The organism is Methylobacterium sp. UNCCL125, from assembly GCF_900116795.1.
GTDB lineage: Bacteria > Pseudomonadota > Alphaproteobacteria > Rhizobiales > Beijerinckiaceae > Methylobacterium > Methylobacterium fujisawaense.
In genome coordinates this window covers 17,584-41,400 of record NZ_FPBW01000041.1, presented here as the reverse complement: position 1 = coordinate 41,400, position 23,817 = coordinate 17,584, and the positions used below count along the sequence as shown (strand labels likewise).

35 protein-coding genes and 3 pseudogenes are annotated in these 23,817 nt (G+C 64.8%); 18 read left to right on the top strand and 20 right to left on the bottom strand.

The window, feature by feature from the left end; all coding sequences use genetic code 11:
• From BM396_RS28740 to BM396_RS28720, 5 genes and pseudogenes are all read right to left on the bottom strand, one after another.
• A partial coding sequence (locus BM396_RS28740) for a transposase (RefSeq protein ID WP_139239570.1) occupies positions 1-206 on the bottom strand: 206 nt, incomplete at its 3' end.
• Positions 207-278: 72 nt separating this feature from the next.
• Positions 279-1,070 (bottom strand): annotated as a pseudogene (locus BM396_RS28735) (YihY/virulence factor BrkB family protein); the annotation flags it as partial.
• Positions 1,071-1,216: 146 nt separating this feature from the next.
• Complete coding sequence (locus tag BM396_RS33060) at positions 1,217-1,387, bottom strand: hypothetical protein (RefSeq protein WP_158713330.1); 171 nt, start codon at positions 1,385-1,387, stop codon at positions 1,217-1,219.
• A 241-nt stretch (positions 1,388-1,628) separates the two neighbouring features.
• The gene (locus BM396_RS28725) at positions 1,629-1,958 is read right to left on the bottom strand and encodes a BrnA antitoxin family protein (protein ID WP_043388281.1); all 330 of its coding nucleotides are present in this window, start codon (positions 1,956-1,958) and stop codon (positions 1,629-1,631) included.
• Entirely contained in the window at positions 1,945-2,220 is a 276-nt protein-coding gene (locus BM396_RS28720; RefSeq protein WP_043388280.1) for a BrnT family toxin, read from the bottom strand. Before BM396_RS28720 ends, BM396_RS28725 begins: the two co-directional genes overlap by 14 nt.
• 749 nt (positions 2,221-2,969) lie before the next feature.
• Between BM396_RS28720 and BM396_RS33565 the strand changes: the two genes are divergently transcribed.
• Both BM396_RS33565 and BM396_RS28710 read left to right on the top strand, forming a co-directional pair.
• The gene (locus BM396_RS33565; RefSeq protein WP_244538989.1) at positions 2,970-3,311 is read left to right on the top strand and encodes a hypothetical protein; all 342 of its coding nucleotides are present in this window, start codon (positions 2,970-2,972) and stop codon (positions 3,309-3,311) included.
• A gap of 129 nt (positions 3,312-3,440) precedes the next feature.
• A complete protein-coding gene (locus tag BM396_RS28710) occupies positions 3,441-3,821 on the top strand; it encodes a PilZ domain-containing protein (protein ID WP_051976330.1) in 381 nt (126 codons plus the stop codon).
• 614 nt (positions 3,822-4,435) lie between these two features.
• Here BM396_RS28710 and BM396_RS28705 read toward each other — a convergent pair.
• Both BM396_RS28705 and BM396_RS28700 read right to left on the bottom strand, forming a co-directional pair.
• The gene (locus BM396_RS28705; RefSeq protein ID WP_043388278.1) at positions 4,436-4,663 is read right to left on the bottom strand and encodes a hypothetical protein; all 228 of its coding nucleotides are present in this window, start codon (positions 4,661-4,663) and stop codon (positions 4,436-4,438) included.
• Positions 4,664-4,751: 88 nt separating this feature from the next.
• On the bottom strand, positions 4,752-4,937 hold the full coding sequence (locus BM396_RS28700) for a hypothetical protein (protein ID WP_043388277.1): 186 nt from the start codon (positions 4,935-4,937) through the stop codon (positions 4,752-4,754).
• A gap of 113 nt (positions 4,938-5,050) precedes the next feature.
• On the opposite strand from BM396_RS28700, the pseudogene BM396_RS28695 reads away from it, so the two are divergent.
• Positions 5,051-5,480, top strand: a pseudogene (locus tag BM396_RS28695) (hypothetical protein).
• Between the two features lie 317 nt (positions 5,481-5,797).
• Here the strand turns inward: BM396_RS28695 and modA are convergent.
• The 3 genes from modA to BM396_RS33055 form a co-directional block, all read right to left on the bottom strand.
• Positions 5,798-6,562: a molybdate ABC transporter substrate-binding protein gene (modA, locus tag BM396_RS28690; RefSeq protein ID WP_081948871.1), complete on the bottom strand. Its 765-nt coding sequence runs from the start codon at positions 6,560-6,562 to the stop codon at positions 5,798-5,800.
• A 168-nt stretch (positions 6,563-6,730) separates the two neighbouring features.
• Positions 6,731-7,168 carry a Ros/MucR family transcriptional regulator gene (locus tag BM396_RS28685; protein ID WP_091995237.1) on the bottom strand — a complete coding sequence of 146 codons (438 nt, stop codon included), beginning with the start codon at positions 7,166-7,168 and terminating at the stop codon, positions 6,731-6,733.
• Positions 7,169-7,203: 35 nt separating this feature from the next.
• On the bottom strand, positions 7,204-7,647 hold the full coding sequence (locus tag BM396_RS33055) for a DUF6894 family protein (RefSeq protein WP_158713332.1): 444 nt from the start codon (positions 7,645-7,647) through the stop codon (positions 7,204-7,206).
• 131 nt (positions 7,648-7,778) lie between these two features.
• Between BM396_RS33055 and BM396_RS32405 the strand changes: the two genes are divergently transcribed.
• Complete coding sequence (locus tag BM396_RS32405) at positions 7,779-8,732, top strand: AraC-like ligand-binding domain-containing protein (RefSeq protein ID WP_043388316.1); 954 nt, start codon at positions 7,779-7,781, stop codon at positions 8,730-8,732.
• Positions 8,733-8,785: 53 nt separating this feature from the next.
• On the opposite strand, the gene BM396_RS33175 is transcribed toward BM396_RS32405, so the two are convergent.
• Complete coding sequence (locus tag BM396_RS33175) at positions 8,786-9,547, bottom strand: hypothetical protein (RefSeq protein ID WP_043388314.1); 762 nt, start codon at positions 9,545-9,547, stop codon at positions 8,786-8,788.
• Between the two features lie 307 nt (positions 9,548-9,854).
• Between BM396_RS33175 and BM396_RS28670 the strand changes: the two genes are divergently transcribed.
• Together BM396_RS28670 and BM396_RS28665 are read left to right on the top strand one after the other, a co-directional pair.
• Positions 9,855-10,259, top strand: coding sequence for a response regulator (locus tag BM396_RS28670; RefSeq protein ID WP_081948880.1), 405 nt, complete (start codon positions 9,855-9,857; stop codon positions 10,257-10,259).
• 92 nt (positions 10,260-10,351) lie between these two features.
• Positions 10,352-10,606, top strand: coding sequence for a hypothetical protein (locus BM396_RS28665; RefSeq protein ID WP_043388312.1), 255 nt, complete (start codon positions 10,352-10,354; stop codon positions 10,604-10,606).
• Positions 10,607-10,654: 48 nt separating this feature from the next.
• Here BM396_RS28665 and BM396_RS28660 read toward each other — a convergent pair whose 3' ends face one another.
• Positions 10,655-10,897, bottom strand: coding sequence for a hypothetical protein (locus BM396_RS28660; protein WP_043388310.1), 243 nt, complete (start codon positions 10,895-10,897; stop codon positions 10,655-10,657).
• The gene (locus tag BM396_RS28655) at positions 10,894-11,640 is read right to left on the bottom strand and encodes a Crp/Fnr family transcriptional regulator (protein WP_051976334.1); all 747 of its coding nucleotides are present in this window, start codon (positions 11,638-11,640) and stop codon (positions 10,894-10,896) included. Before BM396_RS28655 ends, BM396_RS28660 begins: the two co-directional genes overlap by 4 nt.
• 308 nt (positions 11,641-11,948) lie before the next feature.
• Between BM396_RS28655 and BM396_RS28650 the strand changes: the two genes are divergently transcribed.
• Both BM396_RS28650 and BM396_RS28645 read left to right on the top strand, forming a co-directional pair.
• Positions 11,949-12,662, top strand: coding sequence for a Crp/Fnr family transcriptional regulator (locus tag BM396_RS28650; RefSeq protein WP_043388309.1), 714 nt, complete (start codon positions 11,949-11,951; stop codon positions 12,660-12,662).
• Positions 12,662-12,922: a DUF6894 family protein gene (locus tag BM396_RS28645; protein ID WP_043388308.1), complete on the top strand. Its 261-nt coding sequence runs from the start codon at positions 12,662-12,664 to the stop codon at positions 12,920-12,922. Before BM396_RS28650 ends, BM396_RS28645 begins: the two co-directional genes overlap by 1 nt.
• A gap of 204 nt (positions 12,923-13,126) precedes the next feature.
• Here the strand turns inward: BM396_RS28645 and BM396_RS28640 are convergent, their stop codons facing one another.
• On the bottom strand, positions 13,127-13,666 hold the full coding sequence (locus BM396_RS28640; protein ID WP_043388555.1) for a hypothetical protein: 540 nt from the start codon (positions 13,664-13,666) through the stop codon (positions 13,127-13,129).
• 355 nt (positions 13,667-14,021) lie between these two features.
• Here BM396_RS28640 and BM396_RS28635 point away from each other — a divergent pair, with 355 nt between their 5' ends.
• Positions 14,022-14,483 carry a Ros/MucR family transcriptional regulator gene (locus BM396_RS28635; RefSeq protein WP_091995234.1) on the top strand — a complete coding sequence of 154 codons (462 nt, stop codon included), beginning with the start codon at positions 14,022-14,024 and terminating at the stop codon, positions 14,481-14,483.
• Between the two features lie 455 nt (positions 14,484-14,938).
• Positions 14,939-15,991 carry an AraC family transcriptional regulator gene (locus tag BM396_RS28630; RefSeq protein WP_244538988.1) on the top strand — a complete coding sequence of 351 codons (1,053 nt, stop codon included), beginning with the start codon at positions 14,939-14,941 and terminating at the stop codon, positions 15,989-15,991.
• A 12-nt stretch (positions 15,992-16,003) separates the two neighbouring features.
• Here the strand turns inward: BM396_RS28630 and BM396_RS28625 are convergent, their stop codons facing one another.
• Complete coding sequence (locus tag BM396_RS28625; protein WP_043388249.1) at positions 16,004-16,396, bottom strand: hypothetical protein; 393 nt, start codon at positions 16,394-16,396, stop codon at positions 16,004-16,006.
• A 50-nt stretch (positions 16,397-16,446) separates the two neighbouring features.
• Here BM396_RS28625 and BM396_RS28620 point away from each other — a divergent pair.
• Together BM396_RS28620 and BM396_RS28615 are read left to right on the top strand one after the other, a co-directional pair.
• Positions 16,447-17,538: pseudogene (locus BM396_RS28620) on the top strand (IS701 family transposase); the annotation flags it as partial.
• A 101-nt stretch (positions 17,539-17,639) separates the two neighbouring features.
• Positions 17,640-18,731: an IS630 family transposase gene (locus BM396_RS28615; RefSeq protein WP_043388247.1), complete on the top strand. Its 1,092-nt coding sequence runs from the start codon at positions 17,640-17,642 to the stop codon at positions 18,729-18,731.
• Between the two features lie 10 nt (positions 18,732-18,741).
• On the opposite strand, the gene BM396_RS28610 is transcribed toward BM396_RS28615, so the two are convergent.
• Positions 18,742-19,029: a hypothetical protein gene (locus tag BM396_RS28610; protein WP_043388246.1), complete on the bottom strand. Its 288-nt coding sequence runs from the start codon at positions 19,027-19,029 to the stop codon at positions 18,742-18,744.
• 362 nt (positions 19,030-19,391) lie between these two features.
• Here BM396_RS28610 and BM396_RS28605 point away from each other — a divergent pair, with 362 nt between their 5' ends.
• The 3 genes from BM396_RS28605 to BM396_RS28600 all read left to right on the top strand — a co-directional run bounded on the left by BM396_RS28605 (position 19,392) and on the right by BM396_RS28600 (position 20,370).
• A complete protein-coding gene (locus tag BM396_RS28605) occupies positions 19,392-19,652 on the top strand; it encodes a hypothetical protein (RefSeq protein WP_043388244.1) in 261 nt (86 codons plus the stop codon).
• A 214-nt stretch (positions 19,653-19,866) separates the two neighbouring features.
• Positions 19,867-20,043 (top strand): hypothetical protein, encoded by a 177-nt coding sequence (locus BM396_RS33050; RefSeq protein ID WP_170867522.1) that lies wholly within the window; start codon positions 19,867-19,869, stop codon positions 20,041-20,043.
• Between the two features lie 75 nt (positions 20,044-20,118).
• A complete protein-coding gene (locus tag BM396_RS28600) occupies positions 20,119-20,370 on the top strand; it encodes a glycosyltransferase family 4 protein (protein ID WP_139239569.1) in 252 nt (83 codons plus the stop codon).
• A 42-nt stretch (positions 20,371-20,412) separates the two neighbouring features.
• On the opposite strand, the gene BM396_RS28595 is transcribed toward BM396_RS28600, so the two are convergent.
• From BM396_RS28595 to BM396_RS28585, 3 genes are all read right to left on the bottom strand, one after another.
• Positions 20,413-20,655 (bottom strand): DUF6894 family protein, encoded by a 243-nt coding sequence (locus tag BM396_RS28595; protein ID WP_043388241.1) that lies wholly within the window; start codon positions 20,653-20,655, stop codon positions 20,413-20,415.
• 161 nt (positions 20,656-20,816) lie between these two features.
• A complete protein-coding gene (locus BM396_RS28590) occupies positions 20,817-21,041 on the bottom strand; it encodes a hypothetical protein (RefSeq protein ID WP_043388239.1) in 225 nt (74 codons plus the stop codon).
• A 55-nt stretch (positions 21,042-21,096) separates the two neighbouring features.
• On the bottom strand, positions 21,097-21,438 hold the full coding sequence (locus tag BM396_RS28585; protein WP_139239568.1) for a hypothetical protein: 342 nt from the start codon (positions 21,436-21,438) through the stop codon (positions 21,097-21,099).
• A gap of 391 nt (positions 21,439-21,829) precedes the next feature.
• Here BM396_RS28585 and BM396_RS33045 point away from each other — a divergent pair, with 391 nt between their 5' ends.
• Complete coding sequence (locus tag BM396_RS33045; protein WP_170867521.1) at positions 21,830-21,985, top strand: hypothetical protein; 156 nt, start codon at positions 21,830-21,832, stop codon at positions 21,983-21,985.
• 127 nt (positions 21,986-22,112) lie between these two features.
• On the opposite strand, the gene BM396_RS33745 is transcribed toward BM396_RS33045, so the two are convergent.
• Positions 22,113-22,244, bottom strand: coding sequence for a hypothetical protein (locus BM396_RS33745; protein ID WP_280142418.1), 132 nt, complete (start codon positions 22,242-22,244; stop codon positions 22,113-22,115).
• Between the two features lie 595 nt (positions 22,245-22,839).
• Here BM396_RS33745 and BM396_RS28575 point away from each other — a divergent pair.
• Together BM396_RS28575 and BM396_RS28565 are read left to right on the top strand one after the other, a co-directional pair.
• The gene (locus tag BM396_RS28575) at positions 22,840-23,049 is read left to right on the top strand and encodes a cold-shock protein (protein ID WP_043388361.1); all 210 of its coding nucleotides are present in this window, start codon (positions 22,840-22,842) and stop codon (positions 23,047-23,049) included.
• Between the two features lie 529 nt (positions 23,050-23,578).
• Positions 23,579-23,782: a hypothetical protein gene (locus BM396_RS28565; RefSeq protein WP_043388363.1), complete on the top strand. Its 204-nt coding sequence runs from the start codon at positions 23,579-23,581 to the stop codon at positions 23,780-23,782.
• Positions 23,783-23,817 lie beyond the last annotated feature (35 nt).

Below are 23,817 nucleotides of genomic sequence, written 5' to 3'. Positions count from 1 at the left end.
TCCAGAAACTCCTTGGACCAGCCGTAGTACATTGAGGACGCGATGCCCTCGCGCCGGCACAGCTCGGCGATGCTGTCCTCACCGCGCAGGCCCTCCAGCACGATGCGGATCTTCTCCTCGGACGAGAACTGCCGACGTGTGGCCCGGCGGATGTCCTTGATCACGGCTTCTGCCGGCTTCCGCGCCGGCCCGGATGTCTGTTTCATCTTCGCTCCTGGGGGCTACGATGAACCAGCCATCCTCTGTTCGTGAAGAGCCTCAATCTGTCTCAGGGGTGCTGACGGCGGACAGCGATAGAGCAACGCGAGGCCGCCCAGCACGGCAAGCAGCAGTACGGGCCAACGCAACAGAGAGAGCCACCACGCGCTTTTCCCGATGCCAACGAAGTCGAATACAATCGGGAGCACGACGACCGCGCCGAGCGCGAGGATCAGAAACAGCAGCGCGCCCGCCGTGAAGCCGAGCGAGACGAGGTTCAGGACGAAGAAGTTGCGCTTCTCGCGCTCGTTGTAGACGAGGTTCAGGGCGTCGAAGACGTGCTTCATCCCGCCGTTCGCGCTCCAGACGGACAGCCCGATGCCGAGGACCAAGCTGAAGCCGAGTGTGGCGTTGCCGTTCTCGTCCAGTCGCTTTACCTGATCGCCGATAATCTCCAGGGCACCGGACGGCAGGATGCCCTGCAGGCTGGCGAGCTGGTCATTGATGGTTGAGGCATCGGCCACGAGGCCGTAGACGGACACCAGGGCCGCCACCGCCGGGAAGATCGCGAGCAGCGCGAAGAAGGTTACGCCCGCCGACACCAGCATAATCCGGTTCTCACCGACGTCGCGGTAGGTGCGAAGCGCGATGTCTTTCCAGCCCTTGGCTGGGATCTCGGTCGGACGTGTAGCTTGGCGTCCCCGGTCGGCCTGAGTGCGGGCTACCTCGTGGGCGTCACTGCCGCTGTGAGAGGGCGAAGTCTGACGCGCCGCCCCGTCTTCGTCATCTGGTGCCTTCTTAACGGTGGGTGCTGTGCGGGCTGTGCGCCGCGGCAGGGCCACGATGCCGAGAAGAGCGGTGGTCAGAGCCAGGGTCCAGGCAAGCGAGTTTCCCTGCTTGTCCGGATCAGAACGCGTGCGATCTGGGCGGGAAGGGGTCATTGGAGGCTCCCGCGCATGTCAGGCTGCGCCGTGGGGTCACGCGCAACAACGAGGAGTTGCTCAGGACGTTGCACCGATCAGCTTCGGCGTGAAATCAGCAGGAGCAAATAGCTGGCCTGCTGCGCCGGCTCCTCCTGCGGATCGCAGGTCTGGCCGTGCTGCGCGGGCGTACGCTCAAGATGGCGAGCGCCGGAACAGGTGTCGAGGTGGACCTTCCGCATGATCGGCACGTTGGACGAGATGAACACCCACCACTCTCCCTCGCCGGACCTCGCCCGCCTCGCCCTGACGGAGGCTGCCCTCACGGCAGCCGATAGCCTTTGGCGAGCAGAGATGCGCGGGAACTATGGGCCTGACGGGGTGCTGACCTACGCCTTCTCGCCGGAAGGCCAGGGCGGTCTCGGATCAACGCTGCGGCGGACTTATGAGGCTCGGCGTGTTGCAGTCGCCCTCTGGCGTCACGAGCGGCGCCGGGCAGCCTGAGGAAGTTCAGGCCACACCTGCCTTGCGCAACTCGACTGCCGCCGCGGCGAGCGCCTCGTTCATCCGGGTCTGCCAACCAGGGCCATCGGCCTTGAAGGCGGCCAGCACGTCGGGCGGCACGCGGAGCGATACCGGAACGGCCTTGTCGGCAGCCTTCGGCCTGCCCGCCGCTCGCTTGAACGCCTCCGCCATCGCGGGTGGCATCCCCTCAGGGCCGAGGCGAGCGGCGGCCAGTTCCTCGCCCGTCAGGGGCGGGTTGTCGGATACCTCGTCCCAGTCGGCCTGCGAGTAGGCATCGTTCGGAACGTAGCCGGGGGCGTGTTCACGCTTCGTCATAGCGGGCTCTCTCCTTCGCGCCGGCGGACCGCACGCTCACCACATCAATCGCCTCCGACCCGAGCGGGGAGACAATCGCCACCACGACCGTCACGCCGTACCACGTGCCGATCAGCTTGAACCGCTCTCGGCCTGTGTGGCTCGGCCGAGTGGGGATGGTGAGGAAGCGGTCGAAGCTGAAGGCATCCTCGAAGTCCGCCGGATCGAAGCCGTGCTTGGCGATGTTCGCCGACCGCTTGGGCTCCGTCGCGTAGAACTTCATGCATTTCGGTATATGCCGAAATAGCCACAAAGACAACCGCAGGAGGCTCGGAACCTTCAGTGCGTGAGGTGTGATACCCCTCTCGCTACCGTACAGCTTACCGTGCCCCTACCGCGCTCTTACCGCGCCTTGCCGTATGCTACCGCGCATTGCCGTCCTCCTACAGTTCGCTACCGTGCTTCTGCCGCGCCTCGACCAGCCTCATCATCGTCCCAGCCGAGCCTCGGCTTGCGGAACTTGGGTGCAGGACGAGACTACGACCCGCTCGACGTCCTCGCCTGGACCAGACCGCGCCGGCCCTGATCGATCAGGGGGTCTGGCCTGACCGGACGATGGCGGAGGCGGCCCGACGCTCTGCCGGATGGGGAAAGGATCACACCAGACGCAAAGGTGCAGCGGCTTCTCCTGCGGATCGTAGGCCTGGCCGTGCCGCGCGGGCATACGGCCAAGATGGTCGCCGCACGGCGAGGTGTCGAGCAGCGTCTATGGACCCTCGCCATGTATTAAATCGCCACACGTCACTGGATGCAGCATGATCCTGCTTGCCGCTGAGGCCGGATCCAGCTACGAACCGCGCCCCGGACAAGAAAAAGCCGCCCACAAGGAGCGGCCTGAAGTCTGGGGAGGAAACGCCCCAAAAGGGCTGCGGGACGGCGACACCATCGCTGTCCCGCAGTGCATTTCTAGGCTTGGGGGCCGCGGCAAGCAACCTGCCAAGTCTCATCACCCCTCAGAATGAGCGGCGAAGCTTGACGTTCTTGTGCGCTGGCGCACCTGAGCAGTTCCCGACGACCACGGCCACAGAACAACTTCTGGAGACCGGCCCAAAGAACCAAGGCGCCGATCTCGCGGCTCAAGCCAGCCAAATTGTCGAGCCCTCATCTGGCGACTACAGCTGCACGATGTCCGACAAGCTCACCGCCCTCCTCGAACGCCTGAAGGCGCACCAGCGCGATCTCATTCTGGCCATGGCCGAGCATGACGGAATGCCGGCCGGCAGCGCCCTGCGCCAAGTCGCCGAGCTGGAGAACGTCATAGCCGCGGTCGAGGCGGTCGCGGATGAGGAGGCGGATCGAGCCCGACGGCCTTGAACACCGCCTTCATCCTCATGTCGCAGTATGGACCGAAGTTGGTGCTCTCTATAAAGTGATCGTCCGCAACTAATTCGGCAACATTTCATATTTAGCGTTCTTTAAACGGCGTGATGTGTATATTACCTGATGGAAATCGACGACGTCATATGGTCTAAGCAGCAAGGCAGTCATGTTGACCGCCGTGAAGAACGCCGTGAACCGGACTGGATCGCGCTGATCCGCTTGCCCGACGGCACCGAGATCCCGACCACCGTGAAGGACATCTCCCCTTCCGGCGCCCGGCTCACAGTGCCAAGCTCCTACACGCTGCCCGACCAATTCATATTCAAGGTGGTCGGGCGGGACTTCGTGTGTGCGGTCCGACTGGCGTGGCGCCGCGGCGATCACATTGGCGTTCGCATCGAGCGGGTCGGAAAGCTGGCACCGACCCCGACGGAGAGACCCGCCCTGAGCATCGAACCATCGGCGGTCCTACGCGCTCGCCGCAGCCGCTTCTCGCGGATCTAAGACCTTCCCAGCGACAACGACGCAGCAACCCGGTACGCTGGACCCGTCTGTCCTGCGACGGACATACTTCCGATCCAGACTAACCCGTCCGGCCTAGCTGCGACGGGTTTCTTTTGTGCTCCGTCGATAATCAGCATTCGAGCAGGTGCTCTGGAGCACCGCGACGGCTCATGGTTCATGGGAGCTTTCCAACGGGCAGAGCAACCAATACTGCTAGGAGGAAGGGCCATGGAGAAGCTTGCGGTTTCTGCATTCGCGACCGTCGGCCTGATGGCCGTTGCCACGACAGTGCTGACGCTCATGGCGCCGGTATAATCCAGGCGGCCGCCCGGTCCGGATGAGGCGCTGATGAGCAGCACCCTCGGTCCATGCAGGCCGGGGTCTGAGCCGAGCGGCCTAACCGCAGCCAGGAGTTCCGTACACCTCTCGCGGCTGGCCAGATGAGGCGCCTGCGATTGACGCTGGTCAAGCGGCACTCATCTGGGAACCGATCACCTACCTGTGGGTCTACAGGGTATTCACGGGTTCACGGGATTACTCCACCTTCAGCCCGCCCGGTTCGCCGCGGCGGGCCTTCTTACGGCCGCCGTCATCCGTCCCACGGCGTCCGCCGGTCAATCTCCGTCAGGACCGAACCCCATCTCGATCAGTCCGATGTGCGCGCGAACTTCCATCGCGCGGATGCGGTGGTTCCGTGCGAGGACCCGCAAAAGCTCGGCCTCGCCGTAGCGCCCGTCTCGCTCGAAGGCATCGGCCTTGCGCGCGGCCTGCGCCGCTTGGGCCTCGTGAGAGACGATCCGGCCGTACAGGGCGCGCATCAGATCTAGGACGTCGCGCGGCATGTCGGACCCCGTTGGCGATCCTACAGGCACAACGCACCAGCGAACGATCAGATTTGCGGCGGGCTTTTTCGTGTCCACCGTCGCCGCGCTAGCCGACCAGCAGCCGGATCAGAAGGAGGGCCACGACCGAGCCCGCAGCCCCGACCCCCAGCAGGATCGGGCTGGCGAGCTGGTCCGTAGTGTTGACGTCCTCACCCCGACGGTGGACGGGCCGATTGGCTCCCTGGTTGCTCGCTGAGCTGGTGTTCACATCCGGATAGATACGCGCGCTCATGGGGCCTCCTTCTGGCGGGAGAACGAGCGGCGCCACGGGGTAGTTCAACCTTCGCGCGACCGTAGCCGACGTGAGCTACGCTTTCTTCACGCCGGATGGCACAGTGCGCCCTTATGCCGATCCGGCGCGAGCACCGCTTCTTCTACCCCATCGACTGGCCGCAGCTCTCGGCCGTGATCCGCTTCCGGCGGGCTGGCGGGCGCTGTGAGGGCTGCGGGCGACCGCACGGGCGGATTGGTCTACCACCTCGGTGACGGCCGCTGGTGGGATGCGGATACCGGCCGGTGGCGGGATGGATGGGGCAGGCGGATCCGGCTCAAGGCTGACGCGGCCGACGTGCTCCGGATCGTGCGGAGGACGCGGGTAGTCCTAGCGGCGGCCCACCGGGATCACGACACCTCGAACAACGCGGACGCCAACCTCGCGGCCTTCTGCCAGAGGTGCCATATGATCCACGACCGGCCAGAGCATCAGAGGCGGCGCTGGAGAACGCTGTTCCGCAGGAAGGCGCTCGGCGACCTGTTCGGCGGCCCCTACGGCTGAGCCGCTACGCCCGCGCGGAGCCGAGACTGGCTTCAGCGCTCGCCCTTGCGCGTCGTCGTCCAGACCGCGGGCGAGGCTTACCGGCTGAAAGCCGCAGATGCCAAAGCACCCTTCAGCCAGGACACTGCGCTCCAGCGCTTGGCGCTGGGCTATGCGCAGGTACGCATGGTGCACGGCGCTCACTTGGCCCTCTGCAGCGCGCAGCATGACGTTGAGCATCGCGTTCGGCGCTGGCTACTACTGGCCCATGACTGCTGGGTGAGGACGAGAGCCTACTGCGTTGGCGCCGGATCTGGTTAGGACATTGTCCTCAGAGATTAGCTGGGTTCCATGCCCTTCTGGCGGATCACGGCTGTCGCAAAGGGCTGCTCAAAGAAGGTGAGGAATGCCTCAGCCCGGGCCTTGTCTGTCGCTGCAGTGGAAATCCCTCCGGCCAGAACGGCGTAGGACTGCAGGTCAGCCGGGAACGGGCCCACCACGTCTACACCCGAAACGGACATCAACTCCGGCATCGACTGCACGGCGAGATCCGCGTCACCACGGGCGACCACATCGCCGGCGCGCCCGTTTGCGACGGCCTTTGCTTTGGCCGTCACCGCGTCGGTAATCCCGAGCTTCTGCAGGGCAGACGAGAACATCCTGCCACTCTCGCCTGAGGCGCTGTAGGCCACCGAGCCGGCGCTGGTGAGCGTGTGTTTGAGTGCCTCCGGCGAGCTGATGTCAGGCCGGGGAGCGCCCTTCTTCACGGCAAGGCCAATGCCGGTGCGGGCCAGCATGGTGGCCGAACGGCCTGCGACCCTGCCCTGCTGGACCAGCGCCGTCATTAGAGGCGGCGTGAGGACTACGACGTCGAAGGGCTTGCCGGCCTCGATCTGTGACTTCAGCACAGCGGAGGTGTCGTAGGTGACGACGAGGTGATTGCCGGTCCGAGCCTCGAACTGCGGTGCGAGTTCCTCCACGACGGCCCTCAGACCCTGAGAGCATAGGACCGTAATGTCGGCGGCCCAAGCTACGCCTGGGGAGAAGCAGGCAACAGCCGACAATAAACCCACTGAGCGAAGCCACTTCACAGCGTTGATCATCTTGCCTCTCTACGCAGCGGTTTAATGGGGGACACCAGCTCTGCTATGAGAGAAGGAAGCTCCTGGCGGATCTTGAACGCGAATGCTCCCGAGCACGAGCGGCAGATCGCGCGCGCCGGGGCTGATGCGTGATCACCGTCAGGATCGCCGCAAGGTCGTTCGCCGCGATCAAGCGACCTTGCGGCGATCCTTCGGTGAGTTCTCGGCCATGGCGCCCGGGCGGCCTAAGCCGATGGCCTTAGCGATGGCGGAGCGTTGCTCGGCGTAGCTCGGAGCAATCATTGGATAGTCGGCAGGTAGGCCGTAGCGCTCCCGGTAGCTACGCGGGTCGAGGCCGTTGGCGCTCAGGTGGCGCTTGAGCGTCTTGTAGGTCTTACCGTCGATAAAGCTGACGATCCCGTCGTCCCGCACCGATTTGCGGATCTGGGCCGGGCTCGGCTTCTCGATTTCTACTTCTACAACAGTCGGTGCGGTTCCGTTGGCAAGGCCCGTCAGCGCAGCGTGGACGTTGTTCAGCAACGTCGGGATCTCCACTGCGGACACATGGTTGCCTGTTACATACGCTGAAACGATCTCACCAGTGATTTTAACGAGATTAGCACTCATCGGCTGAATATCTCCAGACACGATCCTACCCTTTCCTAATTTTTTCTCTTGTGTTCAGCGATGCAAGGGCGCTGCGCGATTGTGCGGCTGATCTCGCAAATCAGCATGTCGACGAGGGGGCGCAGTGATGCGCTTCCCTCTTCATCAATGGCCCGACGAACCGCAATGGCATGCCGAGCTGCGCGATCTAGCGGGCCCAGAGCGCAGGCTTCATCGCTCGCTCCAATGCCCTGCAGTGCTTCAGCCGATCCCGCGACCAACACTGCGCCATGACCAACAGCGCTTAGGATGCGGTTCCCGTTTTCATTTCGAACGTCCACACGGACCCGGATCGCACTTGTTTCTTGTAGATCGTGTGCGACCAGCTCGCCGGCCATGCGCTGCGCAAGGACGCGGGCCGCGTTCAGATCGGGAAGCTCATATCCCTTGGTGTCTCGGATCCTTTCACCACCGTCGATGTCGAAGAAGAAGCGTGGCACGCAATCCTCGTCCGGTCGCGGTGCGTCGCGCACCCTTGGTTCAACGGCGAGGTTTATATAATGCGCACAAGGTACCCGGACCGACTTGGCCGGCACAAAACATCGGCTGCCCAGGCTGGCGAGAGACCAAAATGAGGGTTATTTTCAACACCGAACGAATTCACGAGCGTGATCGGTTCGCTTGCTGGCACGATATTGCCCGGCAGGGCGTTGTTGACCACGACGCGAAGCCAGTCTGCCACAAATCATTCCAGGCAGAGCTTCACGTCGGCGCGATCAACGCAAACGGCCTCACCTTCTTCAAGAATTCGGATATGACCGTCTCGCGCACGAGGTGGCATATCGCGCGCGGCCCCACCGACGAGATTTTCGTCTGCCGTCAGTTCAGCGGACGGCTGGTGCTGGAGCAGGACGGTCATCAGGTTTGTCTGGAGCCCGGGGACGTCACGTTGCTCGACCCGGCTGTGCCCTACGAGGCTCGGTTCTCGGGTGGCTCCGAACTGCTCGTGCTCAAGGTGCGGCGCAACGCTCTGGAGGGACGCGTCGGAAGAACGCGCGAATTGACGGCGCGGGCCCTGCCGGCGAATGCCGACGCCCGGTTCACATCCGCATATCTCGGCCTGCTGCCCTTCTACGCGAACGACCTCAGCGCGGCGGTAGGAGGGTGCGTCGAGCCGCACATTCTGGACCTCATCGCCCTCTCGTTCTGCCGGGCACGTGGCCGGACAGCGGCGCAGGGCTCCTCGGCACGCGCGCTGGTCCGCACAAGAGTGCGTGCGGCCGTTGAAGCCAACCTATGCGACCGAAGCTTCGGGGTGGCTGCTGCTGCGCGGGCCGCGGGCGTCAGCGTCCGGTATACTAACGCCGTGCTGGCGGATGAAGGTACGTCGATCATGCAACTCCTCCAGACGCGGCGTCTGGAGCGTTGCCGGCAGGCGTTCGCGGATCCGGCGCAGTCGCACCGGAAGGTGAGCGAAATTGCCTACGGCTGGGGGTTCTCGGACATGACCCACTTTGGTCGGCGGTTTAAGGCCGCCTACGGCCTGCTGCCCAGCGAGTTCCGCCGCCACACGCAAACGGTGTAGCACCCCAGTCATAGCCGCCCGCCTCGTTCGTCATACCGTCCGAACGTATGGCGTCACCGCATAGCTCTGCCCGCTCTACCGCCCGCGCGAATTCTCGGTGAGGCTGATCGACCGAGGTCGCCCGCTGCCCCTCGGCAGCCCTTCTTCGGTTCCGTATCCACAACCTGCCTCTGTGGATCTCCCTTATCCGTGGGGTGCAGGTTTTTGCACCCTATGCCGCCCAAGAGCGCCGGGGCCGCGGATCGCCCTCCCCGCCGGAGCCAAGCCAGCCATTCCCGGCTGATGATCCGGAGCACGTTCGGGTCGTTCTTCCGGCCTTGATGCCGACGCTCCTGGATGGTCAGCAACCCGTCGCCCTCGGCGAGGCGGATCGCTCCTTGAGCCAACCGCCGGCTCACCCCAGCCCGTGCGGCGATGGCGTCGACAGGCAGCCCGCAGGCTCCGTTGCGGGCAACCTCGTCACCGACGATGCGCAGGACTGCGAGCTGCCCCGCCGTGAACCGGCTGGCGAGAGCTGGCGGCATTGGACCGGAACAGGCCAACCGGCGGCGGCGCTCGATGGCCACGGATCGCTCAGGAGCCCGCTGGAGGCGCTTGGGCGGAAACAGCGTCACACGGCCGAGCGGAATGCCAACGGGCGCCACGGCCTCTCTGATCGCATTCCTGCGGTCGTGCAGCAGCTCAGCGAGGCCCTGCGCCTCAGCATCGGTCACGGTCTCGGCAGCGTGGGCCTGCCAGATCTTGCGCGACAGGTCGTCGAGCTGCGCGAGCGTGCGCGCTGCGTCGACCGCCTCCCGCATGGTGGCGTGAAACATCGGTCCCGGTCCCTCACGGGCCGCGGCTAGGGTCCAGGCAAGCCTTCCCTGTTGTCGGAATTGCCGTTCCGACTTGACACCCGAGTGGGTCTCATGGCTTGTGAGGGGAAGCAACTCGCGCCTCACAGCGCCTCAGGTTTTCAGCACCCTCGTCCTTGCCGGGACGGGGGTGTTGGCTTTTCAGGGTCTATCTCGCGGCGGTTGCTCTCCTGAATGGCCGGCTCACGAGCCACCGAAGCGGATCGGGCCGTAACGGTCCATGTCGGCCGGACGGCATGGTTAAGTCAACGTTGGGACGGGAATTGCCATGCCTCTGCGTCCGCCCCTTGGTTCGCATCAGATCGGTGTGCTCGTCGTCGAGGACGAGCCGGCAGTGCGAATGGACCTGCTGGAGGCTCTGAGCGCCGCTGGGCTCCAGACCTTTGAGAGCAGCGACGCCACCGAAGCGGTAGCCATTCTGGCGGCTCGAGACGACATCCGGGTCGTGATCGCGGACGTGGTCATGCCGGGCTCGCCCATGAACGGCTACCAACTCGCGCGGTTGGTGGCGGTGCGGTGGCCACACATCGCCATTCTACTGGTCTCGGGCGTCAGCACGCCGGGGCATGGCGACCTGCCGTCGGGTGTGCGCTTTGTGCCGAAGCCCTACCGCAGTCCGGATCTCGTCAACCAAGTGTTCGCATTCGTCGAGCAGGGAAACGGCGCTCTATAGCCGAAGCGGACGCTCAGCTCGGGGTGGCGCCAGAACGACGGGCGGCCGCAGTGAGCCTAGCGCCGCCGGACTGGCCGGCGTATCAGCCGCACATGGCCAAGCGCTTGAAGTCGGCCCCGCAGGAGCGGGGCACCGTCCTGTTCGATGCCGTCTTCGAGGACGGCAGCCGCGCCTCGAACCGGCGCGTGCCGATGGAGATCCTGGGCGGTTTAGATGGCGACGAGCCCGCCCGACAGCTCATCGAGCAGCAGGAGGCCGAGATCGCCCAGAAGGCTGGTCGGCCACCGCGAGCGATCCAGAGCCTCACCCGGGCTGCCAAGCCAGAGCCGAAGCTCGGGCGAGATTAGCGGGCGTCTCGGCCAACGGGCACCCGCACCTGCGCGCCGTGCGGTGGCTTAGGCTGTGCGTACCAGCCGCTGCTCGATCCAGTTCTGTGCCGGGTCGATGTCGGCGAACATGGGCGGTGTTGCGGTGTTCACCCGGCCAAAACCCGCTTCCAAGAACCACATCCCGGCTTCGGCGTGCCCGTCCGAGAGCAGGACCAGAACCGCCACAAGGAAGCCGTCGGCAAATGCCAACTGCCCCGCGGTATCGGGGCTGCCGGTGGCAACACGGACAGGCTGCAGGCGAAGGCTCATTCAGCCGCTCGCGTCTCCAGTTGCAGGTACATGGGGTCAAACTCTGAAACCCGTAGAAGTTCGTCCCACGCCTCGATCACCAGCGTGTGGCTCCGCAGCGTGATTAGGGCTCTGCCGCGCATGTCCTTCAGCACCCGATTGATGTGCACGCTCGTCATGCCCGTGGCGTCGGCGAGATCGATTTGGGTGATGGGCAGTGGACACCGGTAGTCTCCGGCCAGCCCCACCGCTTGCAGCTTCAGGTACAGCTCACAGAACAGGTGCGCGACATGCTCGAAAGCTGAGCGGCGGCCCATACTGACCATCCATTCGCGGAAGATCGCCGCGTCGATCAGCGTGTCACGCCAGAAGACTGATGCGATGTTGGGGAAGCGCATGATGAGGTCCCGCAGGTCCTCGTGCAGGATGAAGGCCACGGTCGCCTTCGTCACGGTGGCGAGGCTGTGATCCATGGCCGGGACGTGCAGGCTCTGGAGATCCGGGATGTCACCCGCGATGTGGAACGAGAGGATCTGCCGCTTGCCCTCGCTGAGCAGCTTGTAGCGGCAGGTCCAACCCGTGATGACGAGACAGCAGTGCGAGGGCCTGTCGCCATCGCGCACGATGTCCTGGCGGGCGTCCAGGTGGTTGATCCTCATCGGCAAGCTGTTGATGGCCTGCCGCTCCTCGTTTGAGAGAGTGGCGACGCTCTCCAGCTTGCGGATGAGCATGGACGTGGCGTGCTGATCGGGGGCTGAAGGCATGGTGATCCGCCTTGCATTGCAGGCGGAAGCGCAGCTCTTCCAGCCACCAGCGCCTGTGTCGGATCAGCCGGTGATGAGCCCTACGGTAAACCCATGTGTTCGAATGACCCAGATATAAATCAGGTTTTTAGAAGCATCCGGGCGCTCGGTAATGGATCGAACCATCCAATGGTTCACCGCCCTTCACAAGCGATTTTCTTTGCTATTGTTCAGTGAAGCGCAGAGATTGCACTCATCGCCAATAACGCTTTCGGGCCTTTGGCGCTTAGGAGACCGCGTGTGCTCTTGCCCCGACCGGGAGCAGAGCCGTGTCTCAGCCTCAACAATCCGCCGTCCGCAATCGCCTTCTAAAGGCGATGTTGTCCGATGATTTTGCGCTGCTCCAGCCGCACTTGGAGCCGGTCTCGACCGAACTGAAGCAGTCGCTGATCAGGCCGCACGAACCGGTCCGGCAGCTGTACTTCCCCGAGGTCGGGTTCGGCTCGGTCACCGCCTCAGGGTCCGGTGGCCAAGTCGAGGTCGGCCTCGTCGGACGCGAGGGACTGGTCGGCGCCCTGCCGGTGCTGCTGGGTTCGGATCGCATGCCCCACGAGTGCTTCGTCCAGAATGCGGGCGAGATGCTGCAGATCGAGACCGTAGCCTTGTGCGCCGCCGTCAGCCAGAGCGCCAGCCTTAGCAAGCTCCTGCTGCGCTACATCCAGGTGCAGTTTATCCAGACGGCCCAGACCGCCTTCGCGAACGCCACCTACACCATCGACGTGCGCCTCGCGCGCTGGCTGCTGATGTGTCAGGATCGGCTCGACGGCGACGACCTCCAGATCACCCACGAGTTCCTGTCGATCATGCTGGGCGTGCGGCGACCCAGCACGACCCTGGCAGTGCAGGCGCTGGAGGGGCACCGGCTGATCCGGGCGCGGCGTGGCAAGATCACGATCCTGGACCGCGAGGCGCTGGCGGCGGTGGCGGACGATGGCTATGGCCTGCCCGAAGCCGAGTTCGCCCGCCTGATCGAGAGCGCGTGATGCCGCGCTACTTCTTCAACATCCGTCATCGTCTCGGACCCACCGGTCTGGCCGTGGACCCGGAAGGCGATGAACTCCCGGACGTGAACGCCGCGCGTGAGCATGCGCTGTCGCAGGCGCGGATCATGATCGCGCGGGACCGCCATACGTTCATCCGCGACTGGATGGATTGCTCGTTCGAGATCATGGACGAGACCGGTCAGATCGCGCTCACTGTCCCGTTCAGCGACACGGTTTCTGATCTCGAAGACGAGAACTGACCGCGGTCAGTATCAGGCACGCCCCCGCGCGTCGATGACCACCACGCCAGCCGCTACAATGACAAGGCGTGAGGCTGGGTCGGTCGAGGCCATGCGGGCACAGCTCAACCTTGAGAAGGCCGACCCCGAGCAGGAGGCGGAGCAGTTCCAGCGGGCTTCCTGATCTCGGTCCTACCCGCCCGCGGCGCTGCTCTCAACTGAGTGTCAATCCGCGTTCTCAAGTGCCTGCTGTATGCCCAGCCACCCCTTCACCTTCGCGGGTAGAGAGCCAGAGCGCTTCTTGATGGGTTTGTTTGGGCCGCGAGCCGCGTCTAGCCGGCCTGCCGCCTCCTGGATGCCAAGCGGATCCGCCTGCCGTCCGATGGCGAGTGCGCCTTCCAGGACCCGCAACCCTTCATCGAACTGGAAATCGCGTGCGAAAAACGCGCTTCGATTGATGTGGGCGTCGATATAACGGCCCCGTTCACGCTTCACCTCGGACGTGTCCGCGCAGGCCAGCCGCGTCACGAACGGCATCAGACGTTGCCGCTGCAGATCTGTCGCATTGTCGTTCAGCTGCATGGCGAGCTGGCAGATCGGGCGCGAGAAGCATTTCGGCATGGCGCTCACTGAGAGGACTGGCTGGTACGGAAAACCGCATGCCACGACCGCCGCCTCGTTGATGCAGGTGCCTCCATCTATGCCCGGGAAGACGTGCGAACCCGCGAGAAGCTTCCAGTTCAGGATGTGATCGAAGTCGCTCATGGTGGCTAACTCCGTAGCCGCCCCCGCACGAGCCTCCTCCTGCAGGATTGCGCCGTCAATTGCTATCTAGTTGACGCCGTGGATCCAAAGCATCTGCATCTCCGTTCTTACCTGCTCGGTGTGCAGCGGCTTATGGATGCACTCGTGTATTCTCGCCACTGTAACTGGTTAAGGTGCTCAGGCAGAAATCAAGCGCGCCCGAAACAAGCCCTTCTGTAGCCCAACAAAATGTTCGCTACCGTACCGATAACATATCCTTGATCTGACCAGTCGGCACAATCAGATCATCGGACTTGATTTTGCGGAAAACCTGCATCATCCGCGAGAGCTCAGAACAACTGCAGGAGCGAACGCCTTGAACGAAGAAACACAATCGCTTGGCCTCGACTTCACCGAGCTTGCTGCCGAGATCGTCTCAGCCTACGTCTCGAACAACCCTGTGCCCCCGGCCGAGCTTCCGGCCCTGATTGCGAAGGTGCACGGGGCGGTTTCCGGTCTGGCCAGTGCGGGTGGCTCAGAGGCTGCAGCCCAAGCCACTGAGGTCGAGAAGCCGAGCCCGGCCCAGATCCGCAAATCGGTGCGGGACGACGGGATCGTCAGCTTTATCGACGGTAAGACCTACAAGACGCTCAAGCGCCATCTGAGCGCCAACGGCCTCGACCCACGCAGCTACCGCGACCGCTACGGCCTGCCAGCCGACTACCCGATGGTCGCCCCGAGCTATGCCGAGCAGCGCTCCGCGCTCGCCAAGGCCATCGGCCTGGGCCAGCCGGGCGCTATGGCCGCGCGCGAGCGGAAGGGTCGTAAGGCCGCCTGAACGGCGAACGCCTATTGGGCCAGCCGCGCCGGACGGCCGTAGGTCTGGGCCCACGTCAGAACGACAACATTGCCGGCCTGAACTTGCGACAGCACCGCTGCAGGTTCGGCCGGGTTGGCTTGAGCCGAACTTGCGAGCTTCCGGCTGGAGGTTCCGATCCAGCGAATAATCCGGTCCTTAGGCCGGCGCCGCCATATCAGCTGGACTTCACGCGCGGTCTTCGCTGCCCTAGCGCGAGCGTATTTACCAGCGCGCCTTGCACTAGTCATAAGTTTTCCCCTGCCACCCACACGCGGTGCCTGGCGAGAGAGGAGCGCTATCTTATGATAGTGCCAAACACGGCCACGGGCGTGCAAGATAGCTCCAGCGCACGATCTTGAGGTTACCTCCGTCCCAGAGACTTGCATATGCGCTTCAAAGGAAACGGAGGCGCGGGCTGTTTGAGGTAGGATCAGTTGACGGCGTCTATTGGCAGAACAAACACCGCAGGCCTCATACCCCGATCTGTCTTCTCCACCGATAGTCTGCCCGAGCGCGACCGTTTCGATGCTTGGCGCGCGCTGTTTCCCGCTCTTGATCTCGACGCCAATCCCCATGGCTTCTCGGGCACCATCGAAACCGCGCAGGTCGGCTCAATGATCTTGCGCGTCATCAACGCCGCGCCGCAGGGCCCTGACCGGTCCCGGTCCAGGATCCGGCGGGATGGCCATGACAGCTTTTTTCTGCTGTTGCGTCAGCACCTTTACAGCGTCGAGACGGAACGCGGGGTCTTCGATGTTCCGGCAGGCGCGATCAGTCTCCACGATTTATCCCAGCCCTACCGCCGCAGCCGTGCGCCAGAGACAAACTCGCTGATCATCGGCCTGCCGCGGGCAGCCGTCGCCTCCGTGCTGCCCGACGAGGATGCGTTGCACGGGTTGGTCCTGACCGGGGGTGCCGGCTGCCTCTTTGCCGATCATATGCGGAGCCTCGCGGCGCATCGGCATGTGATTGGAGCGGCGGAGGCCGCCCATTTCGCTCAAGCGACACTCCACATGTTGGCGGCCTGTGCGCGCCCCTCGCGCGAAAGTTCAGCCCGCGCAAGCCTGCCGCTCGATGCCGCTCGGCTCAGGATCGCCAAACGGTTCGTCCGCAGCCATCTCACCGCGCCACTCCGCATCGGCGAGATGGCGAAGACGCTCGGCCTCTCACGGTCGCAGTTGTACCGTCTCTTCGAACCAGAGGGCGGGGTGGCGCGCTACCTCGCGCGGCAGCGTCTGGCGGCTGTGCGTGTTGCCCTCGATGACCCACGAGAACGACGCAGCATCGGCGAGATCGGAGCGGCTTACGGCTTCAGCAGCAACTCGCATCTTAGCCGTGCATTCCGCGAGGCTTACGGCCAGAGCCCGCGCGACTACCGGGCCTTGGGAAACTCCGCGGTACTGGCCATAGGGCGTGATCCAGGGCCGCCGCTCGGATGTGAACGCGCCACTGATCCTGCCGCGCATTACCTTTTCGGCCCACGTTGAGCTGTTGGCGCGTCACAGGCCCACGAAATCCATCAAGACCAATCCGCAGGCCGTGACCAGACCGCCGCGCGGGCTGATCTCCGGCATAGGAGGATCTACCACGACCTCCGGCAGCACGGTCTCGGGCGCCTCCTCCTCGCGATCCTGATCACCGCCGCGCATGTAGACGACCTGACTGCCGGCGGTGTTCTCGGGCGCTGCCAGGGAGGGCTCGGCATCCCCGCCGTCCTCGTGGTCCGCATCCCCGTCCATGAGGTCGAGCACGGCGATGATGCGGTCTGCTGCGTCGAGGGCGGTCTGGGCCGCCTCCTCCAGGCTGGCGCGTAGATCGGCTCCTGACAGTGCAGCCCGGACTGCCGGAGCGGCCGGTTTCGGACGCGGGGAGAAAGTGAGAACGTCGCCCATGGGTCAGATCTCGGGATGTGACGGGTGCCCGGCAGGATCCGGCCGGGGCGGTACGCACGGCACGCAAAGGGAAGGGCGGTCACGCGGTGCGCGGGGCGGTCATCGACGACACAGCGCTGCCGAAGAAGGGCACGCTGTCGGTCGGCGTGGCGCGCCAGTATTGCGGCGCGCTCGGCAAGAAGGCGAACTGCCGAGCGCTCGTCTCCCTCACTCTGGCGCGCGATGAGGTGCCCGTGCCGGTCGCCTTGCGCCTGTTCCTGCCTGATGAGTGGACAAGCGTCCCGGAGCGGTGTGCGCAGGCTGGCGTGCCTGAGGCGGCGGTCGCGCCGCGGAGCAAGGGTGAGATCGCCCTGACCGAACTCGACCGCCTGCGAGCTGAGAGCCTGCGCTTCGGTGTTGTGCTGGCCGACGCAGGTTATGGCAGCAGCGCCAGCTTCCGGCACGGCCTCGACGCGCGTGGTCTCAGATGGGCGGTCGGCATCGCCAAGAACCAGAAGGTCTACCCCGCCGACGTGCAGCTCGTGCCGCCCACGGGCCGCGCGCGCACGCCTGTGCCGGACCAGGAGCCGCAGGACGCCGAGGCGGTTCTGGCGGCTCTGGCCTGGCGGCGCGTGACCTGGCGCGCGGGCACGAGAGGCAAGCTCACGGCCCGGTTCGCCATGATCCGGGTGCGCGTGGGCGACGGCCCGGTCTGGGGCAACAACCACCACCTGCCGGGCGCCGAGGTCTGGCTCGTGGGCGAGTGGCGCTCGTCAGGCGAGCGCAAGTACTACCTGTCCAACCTGCCGCCCCGGACGACGCGGCGCGCGCTGGCCGGCACGATCAAGGCGCGCTGGGTGTGCGAGCAGGCCCACCAGCAGCTGAAGGAGGAACTCGGCCTCGACCACTTCGAGGGTCGCTCCTGGACGGGGCTGCATCGGCACGCGCTGATGACGTGCATCGCCTACGCCTACCTGCAGCACCTGCGTCTGTCCGAGCAACGTCGGACGGAGCGGGGAAAAAATGACGGCCCGCTTGCCGGGCCCGCCGCCGTCACCAAGCCTGCCCGCCGTGCGGCAGGCCATTCTCGGACAGCTGTTTGCCGCCCTGATCCCGCCCGTCCGATGTCCGCACTGTCAGAGCTGCTTCAGGCTACCATCTGACTTCAAAGTGCCCAGGTAGTGCTAGTGGTCTGAGTTAGAAAAGTACGTGCATTTGCGGGTTGTGGGAGCAGACTGGATCGCACCGAGCCAGGAGGTGTGCCATGTCGCGTGGACCGCAAGCTGTCGCTCTGGACCTCAGTGCGGAAGAGCAAGCCGCCCTGCAACGCCTGTTGCGGCGGCATGGAACCGGTCAGGCTCTGGCTCAACGCGCGCGCATCATCCTGGCCTGCGGGCAATCAGGAGCGACCAATCTGGGCGTTGCAAGGTCTCTGGGCGTGAGCCGGCAGACCGTGGCGCTGTGGCGAGGCCGCTTTGCCGCACATCGGCTGGAGGGGCTGGTCGATGCTCCCCGGTCTGGCGCACCCCGCAGCATCGATGACGCGGCCGTCGGGCGCCTGGTCGCCCTCACTCTGGAAGAGGCGCCGGCCAACGCCACGCACTGGAGCACCCGTTTGATGGCCCGCCGCACGGGCATGAGCCAGACCGCGGTGTCGCGCATCTGGCGTGCCTTCGGTCTGCGGCCGCACCAAGCCGACACCTTCAAGCTCTCCACGGATCCGGCGTTCGTCGAGAAGGTCCGTGACGTAGTTGGCCTCTACCTCGCCCCGCCCGATCGCGCGCTGGTGCTGTGCGTCGATGAAAAGCCGCAGATCCAGGCGGTGCAGGGCACGGCGCCGGCCTTTCCCCTCCGGCCGGGTCAGGCCGAGCGCGTGACACACGATTATCGCCGGCATGGCACGCTCGACCTGTTTGCCGCCCTCGACGTGAAAGCCGGAACGGTGATCGGCAGCTGCAAGCCGCGGCATCGCAGCGCCGAGTTCCGCACCTTCCTGGAGCAGGTCGAGGGCAGCGTCGCACGCGATCTGGAGGTGCATCTCGTGCTCGACAACCTGAAGACGCACAAGACCAAGCTGATCCACGACTGGCTGCTGCAGCACCCCCGGTTCCACCTCCACTTCACGCCGACGAGCGCGTCGTGGCTGAACCTCGTGGAGTGCTGGTTCTCCGTTCTGAGCCGACGTCGGCTGGAGCGCGGGGCATTCACCAGCACGGAGGACTTGGAGGCAGCGATCCGAGACTACATCACTGAGACCAACGCTCATCCCAAGCCATTCGTCTGGACCAAGTCAGCCGACGCAATCTTGGCCAGTGTCGGCCGCTTCTGCAAACAGACTTCTAACTCAGACCACTAGGGACAACGCGCTACTCGACGGTTCGGAACCGCGTCGGTGGCAGATCAGGACCGGGCGTCGTCGCGTCCCGCTGGTAGAAGCGCCGCCGGTCTCCGGTTACGACCTCGGCCAGCCCGTCGATGGCGTCCACGATGCCCTCGGTGACCTTGTACAGCGGCCCCTGCGGCTTGGCCCTAGACAGCACGTCTATGCAGGAGCGGCGCAGCCGTGCGGCTTCCTCCAAGAAGGCGACCTCCTCGGCCCGCACGAAGCCCCCCGCCTCGCCATTCTGCCGCTCCGCGTCGCCCCCTGCGAGCATTTAGAACGGAACTAGAACGCCGGCGAGTGTCAGTCCGTCCAATCCCGGCCATGACCGACTGCCATTCCGGATCGACACTGCCGACCCACATTGCCGACTGGCATTTCCGGTCCGGGATCCAGGCACCGGCCACCGTTGAGTTTCGGCTGGCCGCCCCATCCTGCAGATCGGGCCGCGTCGCGTACTGGCCCCGCCGTGAAGAACGGCACCAAGCCCCGCCAGCCGTGATCAGATCGGGCGGCGGGGACCGAGCCGCCTCTGAGGTGAGCCGAGTTCGCTGACGTCAGCGAACCCCGCACGCTCTTTCCCGTTTCGGAAAGAGCGCTTGCTGCGGCAAGCCTCTCAAGATCGGGGACGGCCAGATGGATGACACCACCCTTCGCTTGCGCGCTCGCGTGACCATCCTGGAGCAGCTGACCGTTCGCTTGTTTGCCGTCCTGAGCGCCGAGCACGCATCTGAAGTCAAAGCAGTGGTCGAGAACCTCGATCAGGTCTTTCAGAACGCGAAGGGCTCAGAGCTGTTCGGGGCTGATCTCACCCCTGAGAACCGGGGTGATCTCTTTAACATGACCACGAACGAATGGGCTTGGATGCGTGCCCAGATCTTGGACCCGCTACCGTAGCCTGCTCGGCGGCAGTCAGGTCGTACCACCGAGCCACTGAAGGCGAGGGGCTACCTAACGTGGGGATGACGCCGCTCGCGATGGCGTTGGGCGTTTTCATCGTAGCGGCGTTATCTATGAAGTTCCTCAGCGATGCGGGTATTGAGAGGGCCCCCTCATAGTCGTAGCTGCGGGGCTACTCGCCGGCAGTGCAGTCGCCTTTCTGAGGTGAGCCATGGGCGAACCCGACTTCGCCTTTCGCGAACGCTTGCTGCGCGTCGTCAGCGAGGAAGATCGCCCGCGTGTCTTGATCGCGACGGGATCCGTGCTCGACATCATAGGCCGTCAGTACGACCGGTTCAGGACCGGCGTGCCGCTGAAGGGCCTTGAGGCGGGGCGGTACCGCTCCTGACCCGATCCCCGCCTCGTAGAAGAAGCCCTGAAGGCGAAGCGACCCTGATAAAGGCGTCCGGTTATGACCCCAGACATGAAGCGCCTGTGCGAAGCGGCCTTTAGCGCCTGCGAGCGCCGATCACTGCTTGCCGACCCGGAGGATGCCGAAGCCATCGTCCGTGCCATGCTGAAAGAGTTGCGGGAGCCCAGTGAAGCGATGCGTGCGGCTGGGCAAGCAGGGCAACGTGCCTTCGACGTGATGCCTGGCGCAGGGAGCGGGTACCTGTCGAGCGAGCCCTACACATTCGCCGCTATAATCGACTACGTCCTCACCGAGCCCACCTGACCCCTCCCCCCGCTTCGTGGAAGAGGCGCTGAAGGCGGGGGCTCAAGCCGTTTCGACCAGCCATTGGGCTGAAAGGTTCAGGGATGCGGCGAAGAGGTGCCGACCGGCCTCGTCCCGCATCAGCACCGAGACCATCCGGCTTCGCCGCGCCTGTATCTCATCACACGCGATCTCCGGCAGGGTCTTGATCGCCGCATCGCGGGCGGCGTGCGCGTTGGGGAACTCCGTCCCCTCGTTATCGACCGTTGCGGCGCCAGCAGTGATGTCGAAGAAGTACCGGGGCATAGTCGTCCTTCTCTATGGCCTCCCTCCCGGGAACCCACGACCAACGCCGTCGGGTTCCGTCCATTATCGGACAGTTCTCCGTACGCCTGCCCGCAGTTCGCCGAAGCCGCAACGGGGCGTAATACCGCGACAGTCGCACCCTGGCGGATAGTCGAGCCGCGTCACGCCTCGCGGTGATAGCGCTCAGAGTAGACCTTTTTGAGCGCGGCGAACTGACCCTGCATCTCCAGGATCTTAACCCGGTGATCCCGGACGATGGTGAGCATGATGTCGGTGGTCTCGTTGGGTGGCATCTCGGCGGCCTGGACCAGTTCATCCACCATCACTTCAAGGGCGATGATGCCCTTGTGGAGCGCGTTGAGATAACTCAGCAGCTTGAGGCGCATAGCTCGGCCTCTCTCAGGTGGTCAGGCCAGAATGGGGCACCTGTGCAGCCTCATCTCACGACGCCGGGTGGAACTGAGCGGCGTATCTCTCGCTCAGGGCGACGAGCCTGCCCTGCATCTCCAGAACCTTCACCCGTCGCCGTTGTGCGCGACCGCGCAGGGCCTCAGCTACAGGTTGGCCGTCGAGCAGATTAGCGGACCTGACTAGTTCGTCGGCGGTCGTGTTCAACGCCGCGATGGTGATCCGGAGGGCATTCATCCGCCCAAGCATCGCCTCGCGCAGACCCTCGTTCACGGTGTCCCGAGGCGACGGAGGCTCCAGATGCCCCTTCCTTCTGAGCTGATCAGCACCATCACGTCCGGCACGAGAAAGTGGTTTGTGCTCGGGTTCGAACATAGAGGTGCTCCGCACGATGCAGGCGGGAGCGCACATCTCTCTCAGTCACCAGAGCCTACAGGGTCGGGGACCGGCTGGTGATCCCAGCACCCTGCGCCCGTTCGGTTGTGAAGTCCAATCAAGACCAGTTCGGCCTCCTTCCCAGCCACACCGTCCAATAGCGGGCCGAGGCCGGCATCCTGACCTGTGTGAGTGCGGTGCGGCGCAGGTAGCCGACGCCGGGGATCTCTTTGGCCATGGCGGAGCGCTACAGCGCCTCCTCCGCCCCGTCCATCGCTGGATCAATCAGGTTGAGGCGCCCACTCAGACTGGCACCTTGCTCCGATCCGGCGCATAGATCGGTGACCCCTCCGCGCAATCCCGTGCACTGGGCTACGAAGCGGAGGCCGAGATGGCACGCGAATTCAGGACCGGCAAAGCCCAAGCCGTTACGGCTGAGGACTTCAACGAGCGCGTGAAGCGCCTGCTCGCCGACAAGCCGGACCCGCGCAAAGCTGAGCCCAGAGGCAAGAACTACAAATCCAGCAACCCGTTCACGAAGAGCTGAGCGGTCGATCTCGGAGAAGCTCGCCTAGGGGCGGGCGTCTCCCTCCCTCGATCCCTGGCCACCCCGCGCCGGTCACCGGTCGGGCTCCGGCCTATATGCCACCCGTCCATGGCACGCGGCCGTCGCTTCAACCTCGGCCGGTTGCCTTCATGGCTCCAGCAACGGTGCCCTTGGTCGAAGGCGCGGCGGCGCTGGTCTTTGGCACCGGCTTCTTTGGCTTCTTGGCCTCGCGATTGCCGCGCTTCTTCTCAGTGGCCATGGTCTCACTCCTGGATGGGCTTCGCAGTCAGGAAGCCGCCTTCACGGGTCGGTTGTCGGCTCGTCCTCAAGCAATTTGATCGAACTCGCGACCGGCCCGTCCATCGGACTAACGTGGGCTACGAAGCGCGCACGGCACCAAAGTTCGATGCGATCTCCCTCGCTCAGGTGACGAGCACGTTCCGCGGCTTCCGCGTCGGTCTCGGCCTCGATCAGGACGGTTGCTCTGACGCTCCCGTCCGGTGCGAACCGGTACGCTCGATACGGCGAGATCGTGGAAGAGGGGCGGCGGTCGGTCGGAAAGCTCACGACGTCTGCCATTCGCGCCTGACCATGACAGGCGGGGCACGGCCTCCAAGCCACTGAAGCTTGGGGCGGTCCATCCGCCAAGGGCGTCACCTTGCGCCTCTATGAGCAGCAAAGATAGCCCAGATGATGCGGCCGCCGGATGGAATTCGGAAATCGCTAGCGGGGTTTGGGAACAGCCTGCTAAGTGCCATTCGGTCCGTGCATCTCACGGAACGGGCGGCCGACACGGCCGGTTCGACCCTCACGGCACGCCGCGTTGGCGTGCCTGTGACGACCAGGATACCGCTATGGCTACCGGCACTGTGAAGTGGTTCAACGAGACCAAGGGCTACGGCTTCATCCAGCCCGACGACGGCGGCAAGGATGTGTTCGTCCACATCTCCGCCGTCGAGCGCTCCGGCATGCGCAATCTCGCTGAGGGACAGAAGATCTCCTACGACATTGAGGCCGACCGGCGCAGCGGCAAGGAGAGCGCTGCCAACCTGAAGAGCGCCTGAGCCTTCCCGTTCTGGGATCATCTCAGAAGCCGCCGTTGAGGCTCGGCTAACAGCCTTCCGCCATCCTGCATCTCGGGCCGCGTCGCGCATCTGGCCCCTGCCGTGACGAACGGCATGCCCCGCCAGCCCGTGATCAGATCGGGCGGCGGGAGACTGTCCGGCCCTCAGGACAGTGCCTGAGGATGCTGCGAGGGAGTACCGCAGTACCGCTTCGGATCTTGCGGGCAGCCGCCGTGTGCCTTCCGATGCGTCATCGTCCTTCGAAGGGCAGGGCCGCTGTAGGCACCATTGATCGACACCCGTCCATGGCAGGCCGGGCAGCGCTTCACGGCCACCGCATAGCGGCTCACGGCCTCTGCGAGGCTGACGTGGCGCCACTCGCCCTCGATCTTCACTTCGCAGGTCTGGGGGTCTGAGATCGTCATGCCCGCGAGGTGACATGTCGAGGCGACCGCCGCCAGTCCTTGAACCGGGCGCAGGGTCGAGCCGGTTGCTGGCGTTCTTGGGACAGGGCTGGCATAGCGTAGAGATGTCAGACGTTCCGCATCCCTACTCCATCGAGGTCTCGCCGCTCGCCAAGCCGGAGGGCCACTTCCAGTGGGCGATCCGCAAGAGTGGCAAGCTGAGCGAGCGCTCCGACCGCCCGCATCGCAGCGAGGCGAAGGCGCATGAGAGCGCGATGGAGGCCGTCGAGCGGGCGCTGAAGCCGGGTGCTGGGGGCGGACGGCACTGAGCGCATGTACGGCGGCTGCGTCTCACAGTGACTTG